Here is a 21,515-nt window from a genome sequence, read left to right as displayed (position 1 = left end):
GTCCCTCGCGTTGTCAAATCCACGCGCGAGTCTCGCTCATCCCGTCCACCTAAACGAGGTGGGGTCGTCGTACCGCTATCCCTACATCCAGCACCGCGGCGGCCCGAAGGGGTTTCTGAAGGTGCTGGACAAGCAGACGCTGGCCTTCACGGACTACGCCGGCAACCGGCAATACATCACGCAGGGAAACCTGTCCGAGAATCCCAAGGCCTATATTTTCGTGATGGACTACGCCCATCGCCGCCGCGTCAAGATCTGGGGCGAGGCGCGCGTCGTCGAGGACGATGAGGCGCTGACGACGTCGCTGATGCCCAAGGGGTACCGCGCGCGCCCGGAGCAGGTGATCCTGTTCAAGATCGCAGCGTGGGACACCAACTGCCCGCAGCACATTCCGCAGAAGTTCGATGCGCCGGATGTCGCGGCAGCGCTGGCGGCGAGGGACCAGCGGATCGCGGAGCTGGAAGCGGAAGTGGCGGCATTGAAGGGAAAAGCGAGTCTGCCTTCAAGCGAAAGCTAGTCCGGCTCGCACGGTTACCATCTCCCCTTGCGGGAGAGGGTGGCTCGGAGCGACGAGACGGGTGAGGGGTTTCTCTCCGCCTGCGATGGTCCCACGTCGCAATTGGCGGAGAGAACCTCTCATCCAGCGCCATAGCCGATGCGAAGCATCGGCGTTCTTAAGAACGGCGGCCGAAGACCGCCTAAGCCGCCTCCTCCCGCAAGGAGAGAAGGGAAGAGGAGCCAGCCAAGAAATCAGATCACACTCGCGCCTTCGTGCTGGAAGCCGAGGTAGCTGGCCGCCACGCGCTCGTTCGCCGCGACATCGCTCGCCTTGCCGCTGAGCACGAACTCGCCGAGCTCCATCACATAGGCCTGGTCCGCGATCTTCAGCGCGGCCTGCGCGTTCTGTTCGACCAGCAGCACGGAGACGCCGCTGGCGCGCAGCTCGGTGACGATGCGGAAGATGTCGGCGACGATGATCGGGGCGAGGCCGAGGCTCGGCTCGTCCAGCATCAGGAGCTTCGGCTCGCCCATCAGTGCGCGGCCCATCGCGAGCATCTGCTGCTCGCCGCCGGAGAGGGTGCCGGCGAGCTGCTTGCGCCGCTCCTTCAGCCGAGGAAACAGCGTGTAGACGCGCTCCATCGAGGTTTTCGCCTTGCTCCGCTCGATGCGGAAGGCCCCGAGCTCGAGATTGTCCTCGACATTCATGGTCACGAACAGCTCGCGGTGCTCAGGGACCAGGCCGAGCCCCATCGCGACGCGGTCCTCGATGTCCAGCCGTGACAGATCCTGCCCGGCGAAGGCGACGCGGCCCTTCAGCGGCAAGATGCCCATGATGGCGGAGAGTAGCGTGGTCTTGCCGGCGCCATTGGCCCCGACGATGGTGACGATCTGGTTGGCGCCGACCTCGAGCGAGACCGAACGCACGGCCTCGACCTTGCCATAGGCGACATGTGCGTCGGCGACGGACAACAGCGCGCTCATGCCGCCACTCCGAGATAGGCCTTGATCACTTCGGGATTGGTCTTGATCGTGGCGGGCGTGCCTTCCGCGATCTTGGTGCCGAAATCGAGCACCACGATGCGGTCGGCGAGATTCATCACGAAGCCCATGTCGTGCTCGACCAAGAGCACGCTCATGCCGCCGTCGCGCAGCTCGCGGAGCAGCGCGGCAAGGCGCTGCTTCTCCATGTGGCGCAGGCCGGCGGCCGGCTCGTCGAGCAGCAGCAGCATCGGATCGACGCACAGCGCACGCGCGATCTCGACGATGCGCTGCTGGCCGAGCGAGAGCGAGCCTGCGAGCTGATGCATCTGCTCGGCGAGGCCCACGCGCTCGATCTGGCGGGCGGCCTCCGCGAGCAGCTTCGCTTCATCGGCGCGGTCGAGCCGCAGCATCGAGGAGATCGGTCCCGAATGGCCGCGCAGATGCGCGCCGATCGCGACGTTCTCCAGCACGGTCATATCAGGGACGAGCTTCACATGCTGGAAGGTGCGGGAGATGCCGAGCTTGACGATCTCCTGCGGTGGCGCCCTGTCGACCTTCTTGCCGAGCACCGAGATCGAGCCTGAGGACGCCGACAGCACGCCGGTGATCAGGTTGAACGTCGTGCTCTTGCCGGCGCCGTTCGGTCCGATCAACGCGACGATCTCGCGGGCCTGCACGTCGAAGGAGACGTTGTTGACCGCGATCACGCCACCGAACTGCTTTCGAGCCTTCTCGACCTGGAGCAGGACGCCGGACTGGCCGGCCGCGCGGGTGCGCTGCTCCAGTTTCAGCGAGGTGTCCGGCTTTTTGCCGCGGGTAGGCTCGGGCAGGAACGACATCAGCCAGGGCCAGACGCCGCCGGGCGCAAGCTGGAGCAGCGCCACCAGCATGATGCCGAACACGATGGTCTCGACCTGTCCGGAGCCGGGCAGGAGCAGCGGCAAATAGCTTTGCAGCACCTCCTTCAGGACCACGACGATCGCCGCGCCCAGCACGCCGCCCCAGACATAGCCGGCGCCGCCGACCACCGCGATGAAGAGATATTCGATGCCGGCCTGCGCGCCGAACGGCGTCGGGTTCACCGCGCGCTGGAGATGCGCGTAGAGCCAGCCGGAGAGGCCGGCGAGCACGGCGGCATGGATGAACACCAGCAGCTTTGCGCGCGGCGTGTGCACGCCGAACGCTTCGGCCGCGACGTGTCCGCGGCGCAGCGCGCGGATGGCGCGGCCGGTGCGGGAATCCAGCAGGTTCATCGTGAGCAGGGCCGAGAGGATCACGGCAACCCAGATCGCGTAATAGATCGAGCCGGGCGAGAGCATCTTGAACGAGCCGATCGACAGCGGCGGGATCGCCGAGATGCCGTCGTTTCTTCCCAAAAATTCCAGCTTGCTGAAGAGATAGAACAGGCCCAGCCCCCAGGCGAGCGTGCCGAGTGGCAGATAGTGCCCGGAGAGACGGACGGTCACCAGCCCGAGCAGCACCGCCAACGATCCGCTGACCACCAGCGACAGCGGCAAGGTCAGCCATGGCGACAGGCCATAGGCCGTCGACAGCACCGCGGTGGTGTAGGCGCCGAAGCCGACGAAAGCCGCCTGGCCAAACGAGGTCAGGCCGCCGACGCCGGTGAGCAGCACGAGGCCCATCGCGACGAGGGCGGCAAGGCCGATATTGTCGAGCAGCACGATCCAGAACGGCGGCATGCCCGGGACGAACGGAATCGCCGCCATGAGAAGCGCGAAGATGAGGATGGGAAGCCGGCTCTGCATGCGCGTCAGTCCTTCTCTTCCTCGACCGCGGGCGCGGCGAGCGAGCGCAGCAGCAGCACGGGGATCAGCAGCATGAAGACGATCACTTCCTTGTAGTTGGAGGCGTAGAAGGACGAGAACGCCTCGACGATGCCGACGACCAGTGCCGCGACGGCGGTGAGCGGATAGCTGACGAGGCCGCCGATGATCGCGGCAACGAAGCCCTTGAGGCCGATCAGGAACCCGGAGTCGTAATAGAGCGTCGTGATCGGCACGATCATGATGCCCGACAGGGCGCCGATGACGGACGCCAGCAGGAAGGCGATCTGGCCGGACAGCGTGGTGCGGATGCCGGCAAGGCGGGCGCCGAGCCGGTTCACGGCGGTCGCGCGCAGCGCCTTGCCGTAGAGCGTCAGCCCAAAGAACAGCCAGAGCCCGATGATGAAGGCGACGGTGATGCCGTAGACGGTGATGCTCTGGCCGGTGAAGCGCAGTGCACCGGCGGTGAAGGAGCCGGACAGCACGGCAGGTCCGCGCTGGCCTTCGGCGCCGAAGAACAGCAGGCCGAGGCCCTGAAGCGCCAGGTGGACGCCCACCGATGCGATCAGCAGCACCAGCACGGAGGTGTGCGCCAGCGGCTGGAACGCGATGCGGTAGAGGTAGAGGCCGATCATCGCCACGATCACCAGCGACAGCGCGATGCAGACCGCCACCGGCGGCTTCTGGGCAGCGAAGTAGATGGTCAGCGCCAGCACGATGGCCGGCAGCACGACGTTGGTGACGAGGCTGCGTACGATCAGGCGGCCGTGCAGCGCCTTGCGCGCCACGAACAGGTCGAACACGAAGGCGCCGATGCCCAGCGCCAGCGCGAGCTTTGCTGTGCCCGGCATCTGGCCCGCGGCCAGCGAGGCATAGGTCAGCGCGCCGTAGGTGACGAATTCGCCCTGGGGAATGAGGATGACGCGCGTGACGGCGAACACCAGCACCAGCGCCAGGCCGAGCAGCGCGTAGATCGCGCCATTGGTGATGCCGTCCTGTACCAGGAACAGCATGATGGTGGTATTCAAGACCGGACGCTCCCCCTCAAAGATCGGGACCGGGCTCCGCAATTGCGGTGGACGGTCCGCTCACAGCCATTGAAACGCTGACGATATTTGATATGGTCCATAACAATTATCAAATATAACTTCAAGGGTGGGGCGGACGACCCGCCCCGAATTTAGCGGGATCACGAGCACGAGGCGATGACCGTTTCCAAAACCGCTGAAAAGTCTTCTGAAAAGCCCGGCGACGCGGCCAAGGGCCGCAAGGACGCGGCCGAGGCCCAGCCTGAAGCCCTCCAGCTTGGCGAGCTCTCCGAGCAGCTCGGCTACGTGCTGAAGCGGGCGCAGCTCAAGGTGTTCGAGAACTTTTTGCGCTGCATGGCCTCGCTCCAGCTCACGCCGGCGCAGTTCTCCGTGCTGTTGCTGGTCGAGAAGAATCCGGGCCGTAACCAGACCGAGATTGCCTCGACCCTCGGCATCCTGCGCCCGAACTTCGTGGCGATGCTCGACAATCTGGAGAGCCGCGACCTTTGCGCGCGGATCCGCTCCACCAACGACCGCCGCTCGCACATCCTGGTGCTGACCGACAAGGGCAAGGCCGTGCTGACCCGGGCGAAAAAGCTGGTCGCCACCAAGCACGAGTCCCGGCTGAACGAGCTGCTCGGGCAGGCCAACCGCGAAGCCCTGATCGGGATGCTCTCGAAGATCGCGAACGAGTTTTGAGGCCCGGCTGTCATCGCCCGGCTTGATGTTTAGTCCGGAGACATGGCTGACACCTGTTCGGACACATCACTGACAGGTTGGCCATTGGTCAAGTCGATCGATGCGACCTGCCAGCTGGCGAAGAAGATTCCGTAGTGGCCGTCACGAACCAGTGGCCGGATGGCAAGGCGTTCGCGGGCGAAGGCCTGGGGAACTTTCCAGAAGCGTCTCTTGAAGGAGATGTAGGGTCTTGTCGATGAGACCCTGCGCACGATCTCGCCGCTGTCGTATTCGACGTTCGGAACGCGGGCCGGCATGGGGCGAGCACTTGGCCGGAAGCGATCGGCAGGGACCTGCATATCGAGGCCTTGGTGAGGCCGCTCCAGATTGTAGACCGGCCGCCAGGCGTCGAAGGCGCGCTGGACTTCCGGGAGAGTTCGGAAGCGGCGCATTGCAAACACCTCGGCCTTCAGGGTGCGATGGAAGCGCTCGTTCTTGCCGCGGGCCTGTGGGTGGCATGGCCTGGCGTGCACCACCCTGACGCCAAGCTTGAGCAGCCACACCTTCAGTCCGGTCCAACGAATGCCGGACGTATCGCCCCAGGGTGAGCCATTGTCGGTGTAGAAGGCCTCTGGCAGGCCATAGCAGCGGAACGTCGTCGACAGGTGATTCTGCACGGTGAGACGCTGCTCGTCGGCACATGCCTTCAGGCACAGCACGTAGCGCGAGTGATCGTCGACGATGGTCAGCGGATGGCATCGTGTCCCGTCGGCCAGCGGCAGGTGGCCCTTGAAGTCCATCTGCCACAGCAGATTGGGAGCTTCCTTCTCGAACCGGTGGCCCGGATTGGGCGGCGCATTCTCACTCGGTTTGACCCGGCCGTTCCGACACAGGATCTGGTGCACCGTTGATGGCACAGGCACCGTCTGCCCGCCCCGCTTCAGGCAATGGGCAATCTTCCGTGCTCCCCAAGCCGGATGCTTGTCGCGTACAGCCAGGACTTCTACTTCGACCGCAGCCTCACTCCGCTTGGGCATCGCATGCGGGCGCCGGGAGCGGTCGGCCAGCTCCCGATCGCCGGCCTGCCAGCGCGCCAGCCACTTGTAGCCGACGTCAGGACTGATGTTGAACCGACGGCACAGTTCGCGCCGGTTGGCGCCCTCCTGCAAAGCCAGCCGCACAAACTCGTGACGCTGATCCATCACTGACACCTCGCTCCAAGGCATGGACGGCCTCCCGAATCGGACCAATCCAGCCAATGTTGATGTGTCAGCTATGTCTCCGAACACCCGTCAGTGATCTGTCCGGGCTAAACACTTGACCGGGCGATCCAGTACTCCGAGACGTTTGTGATCGAGCCGATAGGCCGCGGCGTACTGGATTCCCCGCCTTCGCGGGGAATGACAGCGAGACCTGGGCAGGCGCCTCAATCCACCAAAATCACCCTTATATCGTTCACGTTCGTCAGTGTCGGTCCCGGCATCAGCAGATCGCCGGTCGCCTCGAAGAACGTCGTCGCGTCGTTGTTGTCCAGGTACGCCTGCGGCTGAAGCGCCAGGGCCTTCATCTTCGCGAACGTCGCAGCATCAATCAGCGCGCCGGCGGGATCGGTGGGATGGCCGGCGCCGCCATCGGCGCCGTCGGTGTCGCCGGCGAGAGCGGAAACATCGGGCGTGTCCTTCAGCAGGCCGGCGAGCGCCAGCGCGTATTCCTGGTTGGGGCCGCCGCGCCCATTGCCGCGCACGGTAACGGTGAGTTCGCCGCCGGAGAGGATCGCGAGGCGCTTGCCTTGCGCGCGTGCTTCAAGCGCGAGCCTGGCGTGATCGGCGGCGACCTCGCGGGCCTCGCCTTCGAGGTCGGCGCCGAGATCGATGGTCTCGTAGCCGGCTTCCTTGGCGAGCTTCACCGCGGCGTCGAGCGATTGCTTGGGCCGCGCGATCAGCTCGAAATGCGCGCGCCCGAAGGCGGCGTCACCCGGCTTGCAGCTTTCGTTGGCGGGATCGTCGAGCGCGCGGCGGACGGCGTCGTCGATGGCGAGCTTGTACTTCGCGACGATCGCGCGCGCATCCGCCAGCGTGGTCGGATCGGGCACGGTGGGGCCGGAAGCAATGGCGGACGGATCGTCGTGCGGCACGTCGGAAATCGCCAGCGTCACGATCTCGGCGGCATTCTTGCCGGCGCGCGCCAGCCGGCCGCCCTTGATCCGCGACAAATGCTTCCTGACCGTGTTCATCTCGCCGATCGGCGCGCCCGAGCGGAGCAGCGCCTTGTTGACCGCCTGCTTCTGCGCGAAGCTGATGCCGTCCACCGGCGCGATCCAGTTCGCCGAGCCGCCGCCGGTGAGCAGCACCAGCAGCAGATCGTCAGGGCCAGCCTCGCCAGCGAGCGCGAGCGTATCGGCGGCGCCCTTCAGGCCGGCTTCATCGGGAACGGGATGACCGGCCTCGACCACGCGGATGCGGCGCGTCGGCACGCCGTAGCCGTGGCGCGTGGTGGCGATGCCGACGAGGCGCTCCGGCGCGAGCTTGAGCGTGTCGAGATAATGCCGCTCGGCGGCCGCGGCCATCGCACCCGCGCCCTTGCCGGCGGCGAGGCAGATCACACGCCCTTTCGGCGCGGGCCGCAGATGCGGCGCCAGAATCGTGCTGGGATGGGCGGCGGCAACGGCGGCGTCGTAGAGCGCGCGGAGCAGGGGACGTCGGTCGGTCATGGCGAAGGCCTTCAGCGAACTGAAATGATGGCGACAAAATCGCCGGCTCCCTGCCTACCGCATCAGGCGCCAAAGCGTAAGCAGGCTTTACCATCATTCGATTGTGCAATCGCGTGATCATAATCCGCGCGCAAGCAAAAGCCCCCTGCGATGGCCGCGCAGGGGGCTCTCTGTCGTTTGGGGTTAGCCGCCGACGTCGGCGCTGATCACGTCTCCGAACAGCTCCCACTTCTCGCCCTTGAACTTCTCGAGTTGAAGCTGGCTGATCGGCGCGAAATCGGTCGGCGAGGTGTTGACCTTCACGCCCGGCAGCAGCGCCTCGGTGCGGAAGTCCTTCAGGTTCGCCGCCTGCTTCATGATGTTCTCGCGCGTGAGATTGTCACCGCACTGCTTCAAGACCTGGACCAGTGTCTGCGCCACGGCATAGCCGACGATCGTGCCCTTATCGAGCTTGTCGCCCTCGGGGAAGTATTTGGTCATGAACGCCAGAAACTCCTTCATGCCGGGATCGTTGTTCCACGCGGGATCCGACACGTCCTTGAGATAGTCGGCCGAGATGATGTCCTGGCCGTTCTCGAAGCCGGCCGGCTTCATCACGCTGCCGACCGAGGCCGAGACGTTGTTGAGGAAGTGCAGCGGCTTCCAGCCGATCTCGGAATTCTTCTTGATCGCCTGCGCCGCGAATTTCGGCGTCGTGATGTTCATGAAGACGTCGGCGCCGGTCGACTTCAGCTTGACGATGTGATTGTCGATGGTCGGCTCGGAGGTCTCGTAGCTCTCTTCGATGACGATCATCGAGGCGGCCTTGGACCCTAAGCCGTCCTTGAGGCCCTTGAGGTAGTCCTTGCCGTAATCGTCGTTCTGGTAAAGCACCGCGATCTTGGCGTCCGGCTTGTTCTTCAGGAGCCACTTCGCATAGATCTGCGTCTCGCTCTGGTAATTGGGTTGCCAGCCCATCGTCCAGGGGAAGTTCTGCGGATCGTTCCACTTGGTGGCGCCGGTCGCGACGAACAGCTGCGGCACCTTCTTCGAGTTCATGTATTTGTGGATCGCCGAGTTCGGCGGCGTGCCGAGCGAGTTGAAGATGAACAGCACCTCGTCGCTCTCGACCAGCTTGCGGGCCTGCTCCACCGTCTTCGGCGGCGAGTAGGCGTCGTCATAGGAGATATAATTGATCTTGCGGCCGTTGATGCCGCCCTCGTCGTTGATCTTCTTGAAATAGGCGGCTTCGGTCCGCCCGATGATGCCGTAGGCGGAAGCCGGTCCGCTGTAGGGCATGATGTTGCCGATCTTGATTTCGGTGTCGGTCGCGCCGGTATCGTATTTCTTCTGGGCCGATGCAGTGGAGGCCGAGGCCGCAATGAGCGCAAGCGCCAGTGACGCGGCCGCAAGTTTGCCGGTGACAGCGGGCATTCCTATCTCCCTATTTTCTTGGTGTGTGTGCGTCCCTTTTCTTGGCTTGATGATTTTTGGCGGCGCGGAGGCAATTCAATACGATTTACCGGGAGCCTTCAACAGAAAGCCCCCGCGGCTGTGTCGCAGGGGCTGCTCCTTTAGTAGTCAAGGACCGGCGCGCGCTCGTGTGCGACTGCGAGACGGCGCCGCTGTCTTGAGTTGATTAATTAGTCGGAGGCGATTTTGAGTTGCGCGGCTTCAGTGGCCGAGCTCGCTCGAGATGATGTCGCCGAACAGCTCCCATTTCCTGCCCTTGAACCGCATCATCTGGAGCTGCTCGATCGGGGCGAAATTATCGGCGGAGGTGTTGATCTTGATGCCGGGCAGCAGCGTGTCGGGCTCGAAATCCTTCAAGGAAGCGGCCTGCTTCATGACGTTCTCATGGGTAAGGTCGTCGCCGCACATCTGCAGCACCTTCACCATGGTCTGGGCCGCGGCATAGCCGAACACCACGCCGGCATCGAGCTTGTTGGCCTTGGGGTCGTACTGCGCGAGGAAGTTATAGAACTTCTTCATGCCGTCATCGGCATTCCATTGCGGGTCGGAGCCGTCCTTGGTGTAGCTCGCCGACAGGATGCCTTGCGAGATCTCCAGGCCCGCGGGCTCGAGCACGCCGCCGACCGACGCCGAGACGTTGGAGATGATGTGGACCGGATGCCAGTTGATCTCGGCCGCCTTCTTGATCGCCTGCGCGGCGAATTTCGGCGTGGTGATGCTGAGAAAGACGTCGGCGCCCGAGGCCTTCAGCTTCACGACGTGCTCGTCGATCGCGGGCTCCGACGTGTCGTAGCCGTCTTCGAGCACGATCATCGACGCCTTGGCGCCGAGGCCGTCCTTCAGCCCCTTCAGATAGTCCTTGCCGAAATCGTCGTTCTGGTAGAGCACGGCGATCTTCGCGTCCGGCTTCTCCTTCATGATGTATTTGGCGTAGATGCGCGCCTCGCTGGCGTAGCTCGGCTGCCAGCCCATGGTCCACGGATATTGCTTCGGATCGTTCCATTTGGAGGCGCCGCTCGCCACGAACAGCTGCGGCACCTTCTTCTCGTTCATGTATTTGCGGATGGCGCCGTTGGTGGAGGTGCCGAGCGAGCCGAAGATCAGCAGCACACCGTCGCTCTCGACCAGCTTGCGCGCCTGCTCCACCGTCTTCGGCGGCGAATAGCCGTCGTCGTAGGAGATGAACTTGATCTTGCGGCCGTTGATGCCACCCTCGGCATTGATCTTGTTGAAATAGGCTTCCTCGGTCTTGCCGATCGCGGCATAGGCGGAGGCCGGCCCGCTATAAGGCATGATGTTGCCGATCTTGATCTCGGTATCGGAAGCGCCGCTGTCGTATTTCTTTTGCGCCAGTGCCGGGCTGCTCACCGCAGTGCACAACGCGAGCGCGGCCGAAACGGCCGCAACCTGAAATCGAACGACAGTCATCTTTCTCCACCCGGAATGGATCGGCGCCGCATTGAACAAGATTGACGCCTGACGTCAACAAAAAGCCCCCGCGGTCGCCCGCGGGGGCTTTGTCAGATTTGACTAGACTTGAACTGACCAGACTTGGACTATTGCGTCAGCGTCACTCGGAAGCGACGTCGCCGCTGATGATCTCGCCGAACAGTTCCCACTTCTCGCCCTTGAAGCGCTGCATCTGGAGCTGCGAAATCGGGGCGAAGTCGGTGGCGCTGGTGTTGATCTTGACGCCGGGCAGCAGCGTGTCCGGTGCAAAATCCTTCAAGGAAGCGGCCTGCTTCATCAGGTTGGCGCGGGTGAGGTCGTCACCGCACATCTCCAGCGTCTTGACCAGGGTCGACGCCGCGCCGTAGCCGTAGACCATGCCGGTGTCGGTCTTGTCGGCGCCGGGCATGTACTTGTCGACGAACTCGTTCCACTTCTTCATGCCGGGATCGTTATTCCACTGCGGGTCGGTGGAATCCTTGGCATAGGCCGCCGACAGCACGTCCTGCGAGGCCTCGAAGCCGGCCGGCTTCATCACGCTGCCGACCGAGATCGACACGTTGGTGAGGATCTGGAGCGGCTTCCAGCTGAGCTCGGCGGTCTTCTTGATGGTCTGGGCCGCGAACTTCGGCGTCGCGTAGATCAGCAGCACGTCGGGATTGGCGGCCTTGATCTTGACGATGTGGCCGTCGATCGACGGCTCGGAGATCTCGTAGCTCTCCTCCATGATGATCATGGACGCGCCCTTGGCGCCGAGACCGTCCTTGGTGCCCTTGAGGTAGTCTTTGCCGAAATCGTCGTTCTGGTAGAGGATCGCGACCTTGGCGTTCGGCTTTTCCTTCATCAGCCATTTCGCGTAGATCTGCGCTTCGCTCTGGTAGGAGGGCTGCCAGCCGATGGTCCAGGGGAAGTTCTTCGCGTCGTTCCACTTGGTGGCGCCGGTGGCGACGAAGAGCTGCGGGATCTTCTTGGCGTTCAGGTACTTCTGGATCGCGGTGTTCGAGGGCGTGCCGAGCGGATTGTACACGGCCAGCACTTCGTCGCTCTCGACCAGCTTGCGGACCTGCTCGACGGCCTTCGGCGGCGAATAGGCGTCATCATAGGTGACGAAGTTGATCTTGCGGCCGTTGATGCCGCCCTTGTCGTTGATCATCTTGAAATAGGCTTCTTCGGTCTTGCCGATGATGCCATAGGCCGACGCCGGACCGCTGTACGGCATGATGTTGCCGATCTTGATCTCGGTATCGGACGCGCCGGTGTCGTATTTCTTCTGGGCAAGTGCTGCGCCGGAGGTGAGGGTCGCGACCGCCGTTACGAGTGCGGTGGTTCGCAGTATTCTTCCGAAAAGCAATTGGGTCTCCTTGGTTAAAACAACAGTCTGGATGGAAGTTTTAGTTCTTCCTGAGCCGACCGGCGAGTTGCTGGCCCAGGATCGCGACTTGCCTTGCGCCATGCGGCACGAGGTAGATGACGAGGAACAGGAGCACGCCGAACACCGCGCCGGAGAGGCCCTTGGAGATGCCCTCCGCGATGTTCGGCACGAAGATGATGAAGGCAGCGCCGACGATCGAGCCGGGCAGCCAGCCGACGCCGCCGACCACCATGCCGAGGAACAGCGAGATTGCGAGCGTGATGGTGTAGCTGTCGGGCGCGACGAACTGCACCGCAATGGCGCCAAGCGAGCCGGCGATGCCGGTGATGGCGGCGGAGACGCCGAAGGCCAGCGTCTTGTACAGCGCGACGTCGACGCCCATCGCGGAGGCCGCGATCTCGTTGTCGCGGATCGCCATGAAGGCGCGGCCCGAGCGGGAACGCAGCAGGTTCACCGAGAAGATGTAGATCGCAATCACGACCACGAGCGTGAAGTAGTACAGCCACATGTCCTGCGACATCGGCAGGCCGAACGGCGCATCCGGCTTGGTGACGACGAGGCCCTGCACGCCGCCGGTCCAGTGCTCGAGGAAGTTCAGCTTGAGGAGCTGCGGCATGGCGGTGGCGAGCGCGAAGGTCGCAAGCGCGAGGTAGACGCCGGAGAGCCGCAGCGCCGGCTGCCCGAACAGGAAGCCGAAGCCGAAACAGACGACGCCGGCGATCGGCAGCGTCAGCGCGTAATTGACGTTGAAGTGCTCCATCAGCACCGCTGTCGTATAGGCACCGACCGCGTAGAACGCGCTCTGGCCGAGCGAGAACTGGCCGCTTCCGCCGGTCAGGATGTTCAGCGCCAGCACCGCGAGCCCGTAGATCAGGAGCATCGTCATCTGGAAGATGATGAAGTTCTTGACGAAAACGGGTGCGATCAGCAGTGCCGCGAGCACCACCAGCGAGGTGCCGGTGCCCAGCGTCATGGCCCGCTTCGGAACAGCCTCGACCGCCTCGTGGCCTTCTGCAACGACTTCTTCTGCAGCGCTCATGATCAAACTCGCTTGACGATGTGCCGGCCGAACAGGCCAGCGGGTTTGACAACCAGGACGGAGATGATCAGCGCGAGCGCGATCGGGAGCTTCAGCTCATTGCCGACGCCGGGGATATAGGTGCCGGCGAGGTTCTCGAAGATGCCGACCAGGAAGCCGCCGACCACGGCGCCGAACGGGCTGGTGAGACCGCCGAGCACGGCGGCGGCAAACCCGTAGATCAGCACGCCGCCCATCATGTTGGGCTCGAGGAACACGACAGGGGCGATCAGCATGCCGGCGATCGCGCCGATCGCGGTCGCCATGCCCCAGCCGAGCGCGATCATCCAGGACGTGTTGATGCCGACGAGGCGGGCCGATTCAGGCACCGAGGCGGCCGCGCGCATGGCCAGGCCGATGCGCGTGTACTGGAAGAAGAAGTAGAGGCCGAGCAGCAGCAGCACCGTGACGCCGATCATGCCGGCCTGGTGGGTCGAGATCAGCTGGCTGCCCAGGAACGGCGCGGAGCCGAACGGGGTCGGGTACTGCTTGATGGTGAAGTCCCAGATCAGGCCGGCCGAGGAGTTGATGATCGCAAACAGCGCGATGAAGCCGGCGACGTTGGTCAGCACCGGCGCTTTCGCCAGCGGCTTGAACAGGATGCGCTCGATCGCGATGCCGGCGACGAAGGAGAGCGCCAGCGTGAGGATGAAGGCGGCCCAGTAAGGCACGCCCCATTGCATCAGCTGCCAGGAGATGAAGGTCGAGAACATCGCCATCTCGCCCTGCGCGAAGTTGAGATGGTCGATCGCCTGGTAGATCATGACCACGGCGAGCGCCATGCAGGCGTAGATCGCGCCCGTGGCGATGCCGGCCAGCACTTGGTTGGTGAACAGCTCCATCGTGCCGGCTCCTCAGTAACCCAGATAGGATTTGCGGATTTCTTCGTTGTTCGCGATGTCCTTGGCATTGCCCGACATCACGATGCGTCCGGTCTCGATCACATAGGCCTGGTCGGCGAGCTCGAGCGCGAGCTGGGCGTTCTGCTCGACCACCAGGATCGACACCTTGTCCTCGCGGTTGATCTTGCCGAGGATGCCGAACAGGTCGCGCACGACCAGCGGTGCCAGGCCGAAGGACGGCTCGTCGAGCAGCATCAGGCGCGGCCGCAGCATCAGCGCGCGGGCGACCGCGAGCATCTGCTGCTCGCCGCCGGAGAGCGTGCCGGCCTGCTGGGTGTGGCGCTGCTTGAGCACCGGGAAATGCGCGTACATGCGCTCGATGTCGGAGACGATGCCGGCGCTGTCCTTGCGGGTGATGGCCCCGAGCTGGAGGTTCTCCTCGACCGTCATGGTCGTGAAGGTGCCGCGGCCCTGCGGCACGTGGGCGATGCCGAACCGCACGATGCTCTCGGTGGAGCGATTGCTGAGCGGCTTGCCTTCGAACTCGATCGCGCCGGTGGAACGCACCATGTTGCAGATCGCGCGCAGGGTGGTGGTCTTGCCGGCGCCATTGGCGCCGAGCAGCGTCGTCAACGATCCTTCGTTGAGCGAGAAGGACAGGCCATGGAGCGCCTGGACCTGGCCGTAATAGGCGCGCAGGTCCTTGACGTTGAGCAGCGTCGTCATTGGTCCTTGCTCCCGAGATAGGCCTTGATGACGTCGGGGTCCGCCTGCACCTGGGCCGGCGTGCCTTCCGCGAGCTTCTTGCCGAAATTCAGCGCGACGACGTGGTCGGCGATCGACATCACGAGGCCCATGTGGTGCTCGACCAGCAGCACGGTCATGTGGCGGTCGTCGCGGATGCGGCGGATGAGGTCGCCGAGCAGATAGACTTCCTCGTGGTTGAGGCCGCCGGCCGGCTCGTCGAGCAGCAGGATCTTCGGGTCTGCCGCGAGCGCGCGCGCCAGCTCGACGCGTTTCTGCGTGCCGAAGGGCAGGCCGGACACGATGGTGTGGGCGACGTCCTCGAGCTTGAGATAGGCGAGGATCTCCTGCACCTTCTTGTTGACCTCGGTCTCGCTGCGCCGGACCCAGGCGAGCCGAAGCGAGTCGCTGATGATGTCGCTGGAGGTCTTCGAATGGGCGCCGACGCGGACGTTGTCCATCACCGAGAGGTTCGGAAACAGCGCCACGTTCTGGAAGGTGCGGCCGATGCCGATCTCGGCGATCCGGTGCGGAGGCCGCGACAGGATGCTCACGCCTTCCATCAGGATGTCGCCCGACGACGGCTGATAGAGCCGCGAGAGGCAATTGAAGAGCGTGGTCTTGCCGGCGCCGTTGGGGCCGATCAATCCGAGGATCTGGCCCTTGTGCATGTCAAAGGACACGCCGTTGAGCGCGATGATGCCGCCGAACACGACGCTGACGTCGCGAACCGCGAGCAGGGGCGATGTCCCCCGCGCGAGCTGTGCCTGCGTCATCTCGTCTCGCCTACACACGTCAGTGGGCGAAGGGGCGATATGAACCGCTCCCGGTGATGACAAAGGCTATCTGAACCCCTCGGCCACACGCGCAACTTTTCCTCCTGATTTCAGCTTTTTGCTGACTTCTTTTTTGGATTGCGGCATCAGTCCTCCGAGTGCCGCTTCAATGTTCCTTACCATCGCCAGCAGACGCGGTCCAATGTCGTTGATCAAACGCTCTTCCGTGAAGCGGAATGCGGGCGCGCCGCAATTGAATGCGTAAGGTCCGGTTCCGTCGTTGAGCTTGAGCGCGACGCCGGCGGCGCCGATGTCGTCGTGCCAGTCGCCGACGGACATCGCGAAACCGTATTTCGCGACGGTCTCGCCGGAACGTTCCAGTCCGTCGCGCATCTTCGGCCAGCGGCTGCCGTAATGTTCGCGCAGGATGCGGGACACCTCGGCGCGCCCCTCGTCATCGAGCGCCCAGAAATAGGCACGGCCCATCGCGCTGGTTGCAATCGGCACGCGGGAGCCGACGTCCAGTTGAACGCCGACCGTCTCGCTGCCGCGACTTTGCCCGAAATAGATCATGCTGTGACGGTCGCGGCCGCCGATCGCGACGGCGCCGCCGGTCGCGCGCATCAATTCCTCGCGAAATGGCTCGGACAAATGCCGAACGCCGAGATTGGATAACGCCGCATAACCGAGCGCCATCGCGGCGGGCGCGAGCTGATACTTCTCGAAACGGGGAACCGGTGTCAGATAACCGAGCTTCGTCAACGTGTAGGTCAGGCGCGAAACGGTCGGCTTGGGCAGGTTCGTCCGCGCGGCGATCTCCTGGTTGCCGAGAAGTCCGTCGCTGGGTTGGAATGCGCGCAAAACATCTAGTCCGCGGGAAAGCGCGACGACGAAATTCCGATCGGTCGCAGTCTTCTTGCCTGTACGCTTCATCCCTGATCTGCTTCTTGCGCGGAGTCGTTGACAACGTCCGTGCTTCAAAATAACCCTGCCGTCAAGATGCGGAATTAAATTCCGCACCGCGAAATCGAACAAAAGTAAATCCCCACCAAGGAGGGAAGCCGTGAGCGAAGTGGTCAAGCTTGAGCGTCATGACGAAGTCGGGATCGTCACGGTCAACAGTCCTCCGGTCAATGCGCTGAGTGCCGCAGTGCGCGGCGGTATTCTCGAATGCATCAAGGCCGCGATCGCCGATCCCGCGATCAAGGGCATCGTCCTGACCTGCGCCGGCCGCACCTTTATCGCCGGTGCCGACATCACCGAGTTCGGTAAGCCGCCGAAGCCGCCCGCCCTCAACGACGTCCTCGCCGAGATCGAGAACTCGCCCAAGCCGGTCGTTGCCGCGATCCATGGCACCGCGCTCGGCGGCGGCCTCGAGGTCGCGCTGGCCTGTCATTTCCGCGTGGCCGTGAAGGAAGCCAAGCTCGGTCTGCCCGAGGTGAAGCTCGGCCTGCTGCCAGGCGCCGGCGGCACCCAGCGCCTGCCGCGCGCGGTCGGGCCGGAACTCGCGGTCAAGATGATCGTCGGCGGTGATCCGATCGGTGCTGCCGAAGCGCTCAAGAATGGCCTGATCGAGGAAATCGTCGAAGGTCCGGCCTCCGGCGGCGAAGCCTTCGTGCGCAAGCTGCTCGCCGAGAAGCGCCCGCTGCGGCGCCTGCGCGACGACGATTCCAAGCTCGCGGCGGCCAAGGCCGACCGCTCGATCTTCACCAATGCGGTCGCGGCCATGACCAAGAAGGCGCGCGGCCTGGAAGCGCCGTTCGCCGCCGCCGACGCCGTCGGCTACGCCATAGACCTGCCGTTCGACGAGGGGCTGAAGAAGGAGCGCGAGGGCTTCCTCAAGCTCGTCTCCAGCGACCAGTCCAAGGCGCAGCGTTATGCCTTCTTCGCCGAGCGCGAGGCCAGCAAGATCGCCGGCGTCCCTGAAGGCACCAAGTCGCGGCCGGTGAACCGCGTCGCCATCCTCGGTGCCGGCACCATGGGCGGCGGCATTGCGATGTCCTTTGCCAATGCCGGCGTGCCCGTCACCCTGATCGAGACCGGCGAGGAGCAGCTCAAGCGCGGCATGGGCATCATGCAGAAGAACTGGGAAGCGACCGCCGCGCGCGGCGGCATCCCGGCCGACGCGCCCGCCAAGCGCATGGCGCTGATCAACGGCGTCGTCGGCATCGAGAACGTCGGTGATGCTGACCTGGTGATCGAGGCCGTGTTCGAGACCATGGCGGTGAAGAAGGAAGTGTTCGGCAAGCTCGACCAATACGTCAAGCCCGGCGCCGTGCTCGCCTCCAACACCTCCTACCTCAACATCGACGAGATCGCGAAGTCGACCAAGCGGCCGCAGGACGTGCTCGGCATGCACTTCTTCTCGCCCGCCAACGTCATGAAGCTGTGCGAGATCGTACGCGCCGACAAGACCGCGCCGGATGCGCTGGTCACCGCCGTGACCATCGCGCGAAAGATCGCGAAGGTGCCGGCCGTGGTCGGCGTCTGCGACGGCTTCGTCGGCAACCGCATGCTGGCGCAGCGTGGCAAGCAGTCCGAGAAGCTGCTGTTCGAAGGTGCCCTGCCGCAGCAGGTCGATGCCGTGGTTACAAAATTCGGCATGCCGATGGGACCGTTCGCGATGGGCGATCTCGCCGGCCTCGACATCGGCTGGCGCTCGCGCAAGGACCGCGGCATCAAGTCGGAGATCGCGGACGCACTCTGCGAAGCCGGCCGCTTCGGCCAGAAGACCGGCAAGGGCTACTACAAGTATGAAGCAGGAAGTCGCTCGGCACTGCCCGATCCGGAGGTCGAGAAGCTGATCGACGAGACGCTGCTCCGTCTCGGCCGCAAGAAGCGCGTCGTCAGCGACGAGGAGATCCTCGAGCGCATGATGTACCCGATGATCAACGAGGGCGCGAAGATCCTCGAAGAGGGCATCGCGGCGCGTCCTTCCGACATCGACGTGGTCTGGCTCTACGGCTACGGCTGGCCGATCTACCGCGGCGGCCCGATGTTCTGGGCCGACACCGTCGGCCTCAAGCACATCGCCGATCGTCTCTCCTTCTACGCCAAGGAGACCAACGATCCGAGCCTCGAGCCCGCGCCGCTGCTGAAGAAGCTCGCGGCCGAAGGCAAGACGTTCGCGTCGCTGGCCGCGGCGTCGAAGGCGGCGTGATGGCCGCTTCATCTCAACCCTCGTCATTCCGGGCTCGCGACTTTGTCGCGCCCCGGTATGACGGTCTCTGTTAGTTGCTCGCTCAACCAATCAAGAATAATGACCCATCCCGGCGAACAGTTTTATCCCGAGGGCGTGCGTTGGGACGACACCATCGTCCAGGGCTCGCTGCCTGACCTCTTGTCGAACGCCGCCGCCGATTACGGCCCGCGGACCGCGCTGGAATTCCGCGATCGCCCGATCAGCTATACCGAACTTGCCGCCATGGCCGAGCGTGCGGCGGCTGCCTTCCTGCGCGCCGGCTGCGGCAAGAACAGTTCCGTGGCGCTGTTCCTTGGCAACACGCCGGACCATCCGGTCAATTTCTTCGGCGCGCTGAAGGCTGGTGCCCGCGTCGCGCATCTCTCCCCGCTCGACGGCGAGATCGCGCTGACGCACAAGGTCTCGGATTCCGGCTCGCGCCTGCTCGTCACCTCCAACCTCGCGGCGCTGCTGCCGACCGCGCTGAAGTTCCTGGAGAAGGGCTTGATCGATCGCCTCGTCGTCTGCGAGGACGACGATTGGGGCAAGCTCGGCACGCCGCAGGCACCGATCCCCGACGATCCCCGCATCGTCACCTTCAAGAGCTTCGTCGAGGGCGCCACCGCGCCGGCTGAGTGGCCGTCGGTGACGGCGGACGACGTCGCGCTGCTGCAATATACCGGCGGCACCACCGGCCTGCCCAAGGGTGCGATGCTCACCCACGGCAATCTCACCTCCGCGGTGTCGATCTACGATGTCTGGGGCAAGCCGTCGCGTGCGGCGCGCGGCGACGCAATCGAGCGCGTGATCTGCGTGCTGCCGCTGTTCCACATCTATGCGCTCACCGTCGTACTGCTGTCCTCGCTCAGCCGCGGCAATCTGATCTCGCTCCACCAGCGCTTCGATGTCGAGGCGGTGATGCGCGACATCGAAACCAAGCGCGCGACGTACTTCCCGGGCGTGCCGACGATGTGGATCGCGATCGCGGCGCTGCCCGATCTCGACAAGCGCGACTTCTCCTCGCTTGCCGTCATCGGCTCCGGCGGCGCGCCGCTGCCGGTGGAGATCGCGAACTTCTTCGAGCGCAAGGTCGGCAAGAAGCTGCGGAGCGGCTGGGGCATGACCGAGACCTGCTCGCCCGGCACCGGCCACCCGCCGACGGGACCGGACAAGCCGGGGTCGATCGGCCTGATGCTGCCCGGCATCGAGATGGACGTGGTCTCGCTGGATGATCCGACAAAAGTCCTGCCGCCGGGCGAAGTCGGCGAGGTCCGCATCAAGGGCCCGAACGTCACCAAGGGCTACTGGAACAAGCCGAAGGAGTCCGCGGAGTCCTTTTCGGACGGCCGTTTCCTCACCGGCGACATCGGCTATGTCGACACCGACGGTTATTTCTTCCTGGTCGATCGCAAGACGGACATGATCATCTCCGGCGGCTTCAACGTCTATCCGCAGATGATCGAGCAGGCGATCTACACCATTCCAGGCGTGCACGAGGTGATCGTGCTCGGGATTCCCGACCAGTATCGCGGCGAGGCCGCCAAGGCTTTCATCAAGCTCAAGCCGGACGCCAAGCCGTTCTCGCTTGACGAGCTGCGCGCGCAGCTTGCCGGCAAGGTCGGCAAGCACGAGCTGCCGGCACCAGTCGAGTTCGTCGACGATCTGCCGCGCACGCCGGTCGGAAAATTGTCGCGCCACGAATTGCGCCAGCAGCAGAAACCAGCACAATCCACGCAACCAGGAGGTCGCACTTGACCGACGCCGTCATCGTTTCCACCGCCCGCACCCCGATCGGCAAGGCCTATCGCGGCATGCTCAACGCCACCGAGGGCGCAACGCTGCTCGGCCACGCCATCGGCGAGGCCGTCGCCCGCGCCAAGGTCGATCCGAAGGAGGTCGAGGACGTCGTGATGGGCGCGGCGCTGCAGCAGGGCGCGACCGGCGGCAACATCGCGCGCAAGGCGCTGCTCCGGGCTGGTTTGCCCGTGACCGTCGCGGGCACCACCATCGACCGGCAATGCGCCTCGGGCCTGCAGGCGATCGCGCTCGCCGCGCGCTCGGTGATCTTCGACGGCGTCGAGATCGCGGTCGGCGGCGGCGGCGAGTCGATCAGCCTCGTGCAGAACGACAAGATGAACGGCTTCCACGCGCAAGATCCGGCGCTGCTCAAGATCAAGGGCGAGGTCTACATGCCCATGATCGACACCGCCGAAGTCGTCGCCAAGCGCTACGGCATCTCGCGCGAGAAGCAGGATGAATATTCGCTGGAGAGCCAGCGCCGCACCGCCGCGGCTCAGCAGGGCGGCAAGTTCAAGGACGAGCTGGCGCCGATCACGACGCAGATGGCGGTCACCGACAAGGCGACCGGAGCCGTCTCGTTCAAGGAGGTGACCTTGTCGCAGGACGAAGGCCCGCGCCCCGAGACCACGGCTGAAGGCCTTGCCGGCCTCAAGCCCGTGCGCGGCGAAGGCTTTTCGATCACCGCCGGCAATGCCAGCCAGCTCTCCGACGGCGCCAGCGCCTCCGTCATCATGAGCGACAAGGAAGCCTCAAAGCGCGGCCTCAAGCCGCTCGGCATCTTCCGCGGCTTCGTCTCCGCCGGCTGCGAGCCGGACGAGATGGGCATCGGCCCGGTCTTCGCCGTGCCGCGCCTGCTCAAGCGCCACGGCCTCACCGTCGACGACATCGGCCTCTGGGAGCTGAACGAAGCCTTCGCGGTGCAGGTGCTGTATTGCCGCGACAAGCTCGGCATCGACCCCGAGAAGATCAACGTCGACGGCGGCGCGATCTCGGTCGGCCATCCCTACGGCATGTCGGGCGCGCGCCTCACCGGCCACGCCCTGATCGAAGGCCGCCGCCGCAAGGCGAAGTATGCGGTCGTCACCATGTGCGTCGGCGGCGGCATGGGCGCTGCCGGTCTGTTTGAGGTGTTGCAGTAA

The 21,515-nt window shown here is 64.5% G+C and carries 18 protein-coding genes; 5 read left to right on the top strand and 13 right to left on the bottom strand.

Annotation, left to right across the window (positions count from 1 at the left end; translation table 11 throughout):
• Positions 1–58: 58 nt before the first annotated feature.
• Positions 59–517 (top strand): pyridoxamine 5'-phosphate oxidase family protein, encoded by a 459-nt coding sequence (locus J4G43_RS46740; RefSeq protein WP_225005843.1) that lies wholly within the window; start codon positions 59–61, stop codon positions 515–517.
• Between the two features lie 233 nt (positions 518–750).
• On the opposite strand, the gene J4G43_RS46735 is transcribed toward J4G43_RS46740, so the two are convergent.
• The 3 genes from J4G43_RS46735 to J4G43_RS46725 are packed head-to-tail and all read right to left on the bottom strand — an operon-like array spanning position 751 to position 4,294.
• Positions 751–1,482 carry an ABC transporter ATP-binding protein gene (locus tag J4G43_RS46735; RefSeq protein WP_063980934.1) on the bottom strand — a complete coding sequence of 244 codons (732 nt, stop codon included), beginning with the start codon at positions 1,480–1,482 and terminating at the stop codon, positions 751–753.
• Positions 1,479–3,248, bottom strand: a complete 1,770-nt coding sequence (locus tag J4G43_RS46730; protein WP_208088867.1) for a branched-chain amino acid ABC transporter ATP-binding protein/permease — start codon at positions 3,246–3,248, stop codon at positions 1,479–1,481. The genes J4G43_RS46735 and J4G43_RS46730 overlap by 4 nt, the downstream gene beginning before the upstream one ends.
• Before the next feature lie 5 nt (positions 3,249–3,253).
• Positions 3,254–4,294, bottom strand: coding sequence for a branched-chain amino acid ABC transporter permease (locus tag J4G43_RS46725; protein ID WP_063980936.1), 1,041 nt, complete (start codon positions 4,292–4,294; stop codon positions 3,254–3,256).
• Positions 4,295–4,471: 177 nt separating this feature from the next.
• Here J4G43_RS46725 and J4G43_RS46720 point away from each other — a divergent pair, with 177 nt between their 5' ends.
• Complete coding sequence (locus J4G43_RS46720) at positions 4,472–4,993, top strand: MarR family winged helix-turn-helix transcriptional regulator (RefSeq protein ID WP_071916733.1); 522 nt, start codon at positions 4,472–4,474, stop codon at positions 4,991–4,993.
• A gap of 29 nt (positions 4,994–5,022) precedes the next feature.
• Here J4G43_RS46720 and J4G43_RS46715 read toward each other — a convergent pair whose 3' ends face one another.
• From J4G43_RS46715 to J4G43_RS46670, 10 genes are all read right to left on the bottom strand, one after another.
• A complete protein-coding gene (locus J4G43_RS46715; protein WP_208088866.1) occupies positions 5,023–6,198 on the bottom strand; it encodes an IS481 family transposase in 1,176 nt (391 codons plus the stop codon).
• A 200-nt stretch (positions 6,199–6,398) separates the two neighbouring features.
• Positions 6,399–7,682: a glycerate kinase type-2 family protein gene (locus tag J4G43_RS46710; protein ID WP_208088865.1), complete on the bottom strand. Its 1,284-nt coding sequence runs from the start codon at positions 7,680–7,682 to the stop codon at positions 6,399–6,401.
• Between the two features lie 183 nt (positions 7,683–7,865).
• A complete protein-coding gene (locus J4G43_RS46705; RefSeq protein ID WP_071916731.1) occupies positions 7,866–9,095 on the bottom strand; it encodes an ABC transporter substrate-binding protein in 1,230 nt (409 codons plus the stop codon).
• 240 nt (positions 9,096–9,335) lie between these two features.
• Positions 9,336–10,562: an ABC transporter substrate-binding protein gene (locus J4G43_RS46700; protein ID WP_208088864.1), complete on the bottom strand. Its 1,227-nt coding sequence runs from the start codon at positions 10,560–10,562 to the stop codon at positions 9,336–9,338.
• 142 nt (positions 10,563–10,704) lie between these two features.
• Positions 10,705–11,934, bottom strand: a complete 1,230-nt coding sequence (locus tag J4G43_RS46695) for an ABC transporter substrate-binding protein (protein WP_071916729.1) — start codon at positions 11,932–11,934, stop codon at positions 10,705–10,707.
• 40 nt (positions 11,935–11,974) lie between these two features.
• Positions 11,975–12,994 carry a branched-chain amino acid ABC transporter permease gene (locus tag J4G43_RS46690; protein ID WP_028151939.1) on the bottom strand — a complete coding sequence of 340 codons (1,020 nt, stop codon included), beginning with the start codon at positions 12,992–12,994 and terminating at the stop codon, positions 11,975–11,977.
• A gap of 2 nt (positions 12,995–12,996) precedes the next feature.
• Positions 12,997–13,875 (bottom strand): branched-chain amino acid ABC transporter permease, encoded by an 879-nt coding sequence (locus J4G43_RS46685; RefSeq protein ID WP_063980940.1) that lies wholly within the window; start codon positions 13,873–13,875, stop codon positions 12,997–12,999.
• A 12-nt stretch (positions 13,876–13,887) separates the two neighbouring features.
• Positions 13,888–14,601 carry an ABC transporter ATP-binding protein gene (locus J4G43_RS46680; protein ID WP_014498266.1) on the bottom strand — a complete coding sequence of 238 codons (714 nt, stop codon included), beginning with the start codon at positions 14,599–14,601 and terminating at the stop codon, positions 13,888–13,890.
• Entirely contained in the window at positions 14,598–15,395 is a 798-nt protein-coding gene (locus J4G43_RS46675; protein WP_166345288.1) for an ABC transporter ATP-binding protein, read from the bottom strand. The genes J4G43_RS46680 and J4G43_RS46675 overlap by 4 nt, the downstream gene beginning before the upstream one ends.
• 66 nt (positions 15,396–15,461) lie before the next feature.
• The gene (locus J4G43_RS46670; RefSeq protein ID WP_063980942.1) at positions 15,462–16,328 is read right to left on the bottom strand and encodes an IclR family transcriptional regulator; all 867 of its coding nucleotides are present in this window, start codon (positions 16,326–16,328) and stop codon (positions 15,462–15,464) included.
• 130 nt (positions 16,329–16,458) lie between these two features.
• Between J4G43_RS46670 and J4G43_RS46665 the strand changes: the two genes are divergently transcribed.
• From J4G43_RS46665 to J4G43_RS46655, 3 genes are all read left to right on the top strand, one after another.
• Positions 16,459–18,555 (top strand): 3-hydroxyacyl-CoA dehydrogenase NAD-binding domain-containing protein, encoded by a 2,097-nt coding sequence (locus J4G43_RS46665; RefSeq protein ID WP_208088863.1) that lies wholly within the window; start codon positions 16,459–16,461, stop codon positions 18,553–18,555.
• Positions 18,556–18,654: 99 nt separating this feature from the next.
• Positions 18,655–20,331 carry a dicarboxylate--CoA ligase PimA gene (pimA, locus tag J4G43_RS46660; protein WP_208088862.1) on the top strand — a complete coding sequence of 559 codons (1,677 nt, stop codon included), beginning with the start codon at positions 18,655–18,657 and terminating at the stop codon, positions 20,329–20,331.
• On the top strand, positions 20,328–21,515 hold the full coding sequence (locus tag J4G43_RS46655) for an acetyl-CoA C-acyltransferase (RefSeq protein ID WP_014498261.1): 1,188 nt from the start codon (positions 20,328–20,330) through the stop codon (positions 21,513–21,515). The genes pimA and J4G43_RS46655 overlap by 4 nt, the downstream gene beginning before the upstream one ends.

Source organism: Bradyrhizobium barranii subsp. barranii (genome assembly GCF_017565645.3).
Taxonomy (GTDB): Bacteria; Pseudomonadota; Alphaproteobacteria; order Rhizobiales; family Xanthobacteraceae; genus Bradyrhizobium; species Bradyrhizobium barranii.
Note: the sequence above shows the minus strand (reverse complement) of the source record. Positions and strands in the feature narration are given on the sequence as shown.

Coding starts and splice junctions, on each gene's coding strand:
- J4G43_RS46735 (WP_063980934.1), bottom strand. CDS start 1,482: ATGAGCGCGCTGTTGTCCGTCGCCGACGCACATGTCGCCTATGGCAAG.
- J4G43_RS46730 (WP_208088867.1), bottom strand. CDS start 3,248: ATGCAGAGCCGGCTTCCCATCCTCATCTTCGCGCTTCTCATGGCGGCG.
- J4G43_RS46720 (WP_071916733.1), top strand. CDS start 4,472: ATGACCGTTTCCAAAACCGCTGAAAAGTCTTCTGAAAAGCCCGGCGAC.
- J4G43_RS46715 (WP_208088866.1), bottom strand. CDS start 6,198: ATGCCTTGGAGCGAGGTGTCAGTGATGGATCAGCGTCACGAGTTTGTG.
- J4G43_RS46710 (WP_208088865.1), bottom strand. CDS start 7,682: ATGACCGACCGACGTCCCCTGCTCCGCGCGCTCTACGACGCCGCCGTT.
- J4G43_RS46705 (WP_071916731.1), bottom strand. CDS start 9,095: ATGCCCGCTGTCACCGGCAAACTTGCGGCCGCGTCACTGGCGCTTGCG.
- J4G43_RS46700 (WP_208088864.1), bottom strand. CDS start 10,562: ATGACTGTCGTTCGATTTCAGGTTGCGGCCGTTTCGGCCGCGCTCGCG.
- J4G43_RS46690 (WP_028151939.1), bottom strand. CDS start 12,994: ATGAGCGCTGCAGAAGAAGTCGTTGCAGAAGGCCACGAGGCGGTCGAG.
- J4G43_RS46685 (WP_063980940.1), bottom strand. CDS start 13,875: ATGGAGCTGTTCACCAACCAAGTGCTGGCCGGCATCGCCACGGGCGCG.
- J4G43_RS46680 (WP_014498266.1), bottom strand. CDS start 14,601: ATGACGACGCTGCTCAACGTCAAGGACCTGCGCGCCTATTACGGCCAG.
- J4G43_RS46675 (WP_166345288.1), bottom strand. CDS start 15,395: ATGACGCAGGCACAGCTCGCGCGGGGGACATCGCCCCTGCTCGCGGTT.
- J4G43_RS46670 (WP_063980942.1), bottom strand. CDS start 16,328: ATGAAGCGTACAGGCAAGAAGACTGCGACCGATCGGAATTTCGTCGTC.
- pimA (WP_208088862.1), top strand. CDS start 18,655: ATGACCCATCCCGGCGAACAGTTTTATCCCGAGGGCGTGCGTTGGGAC.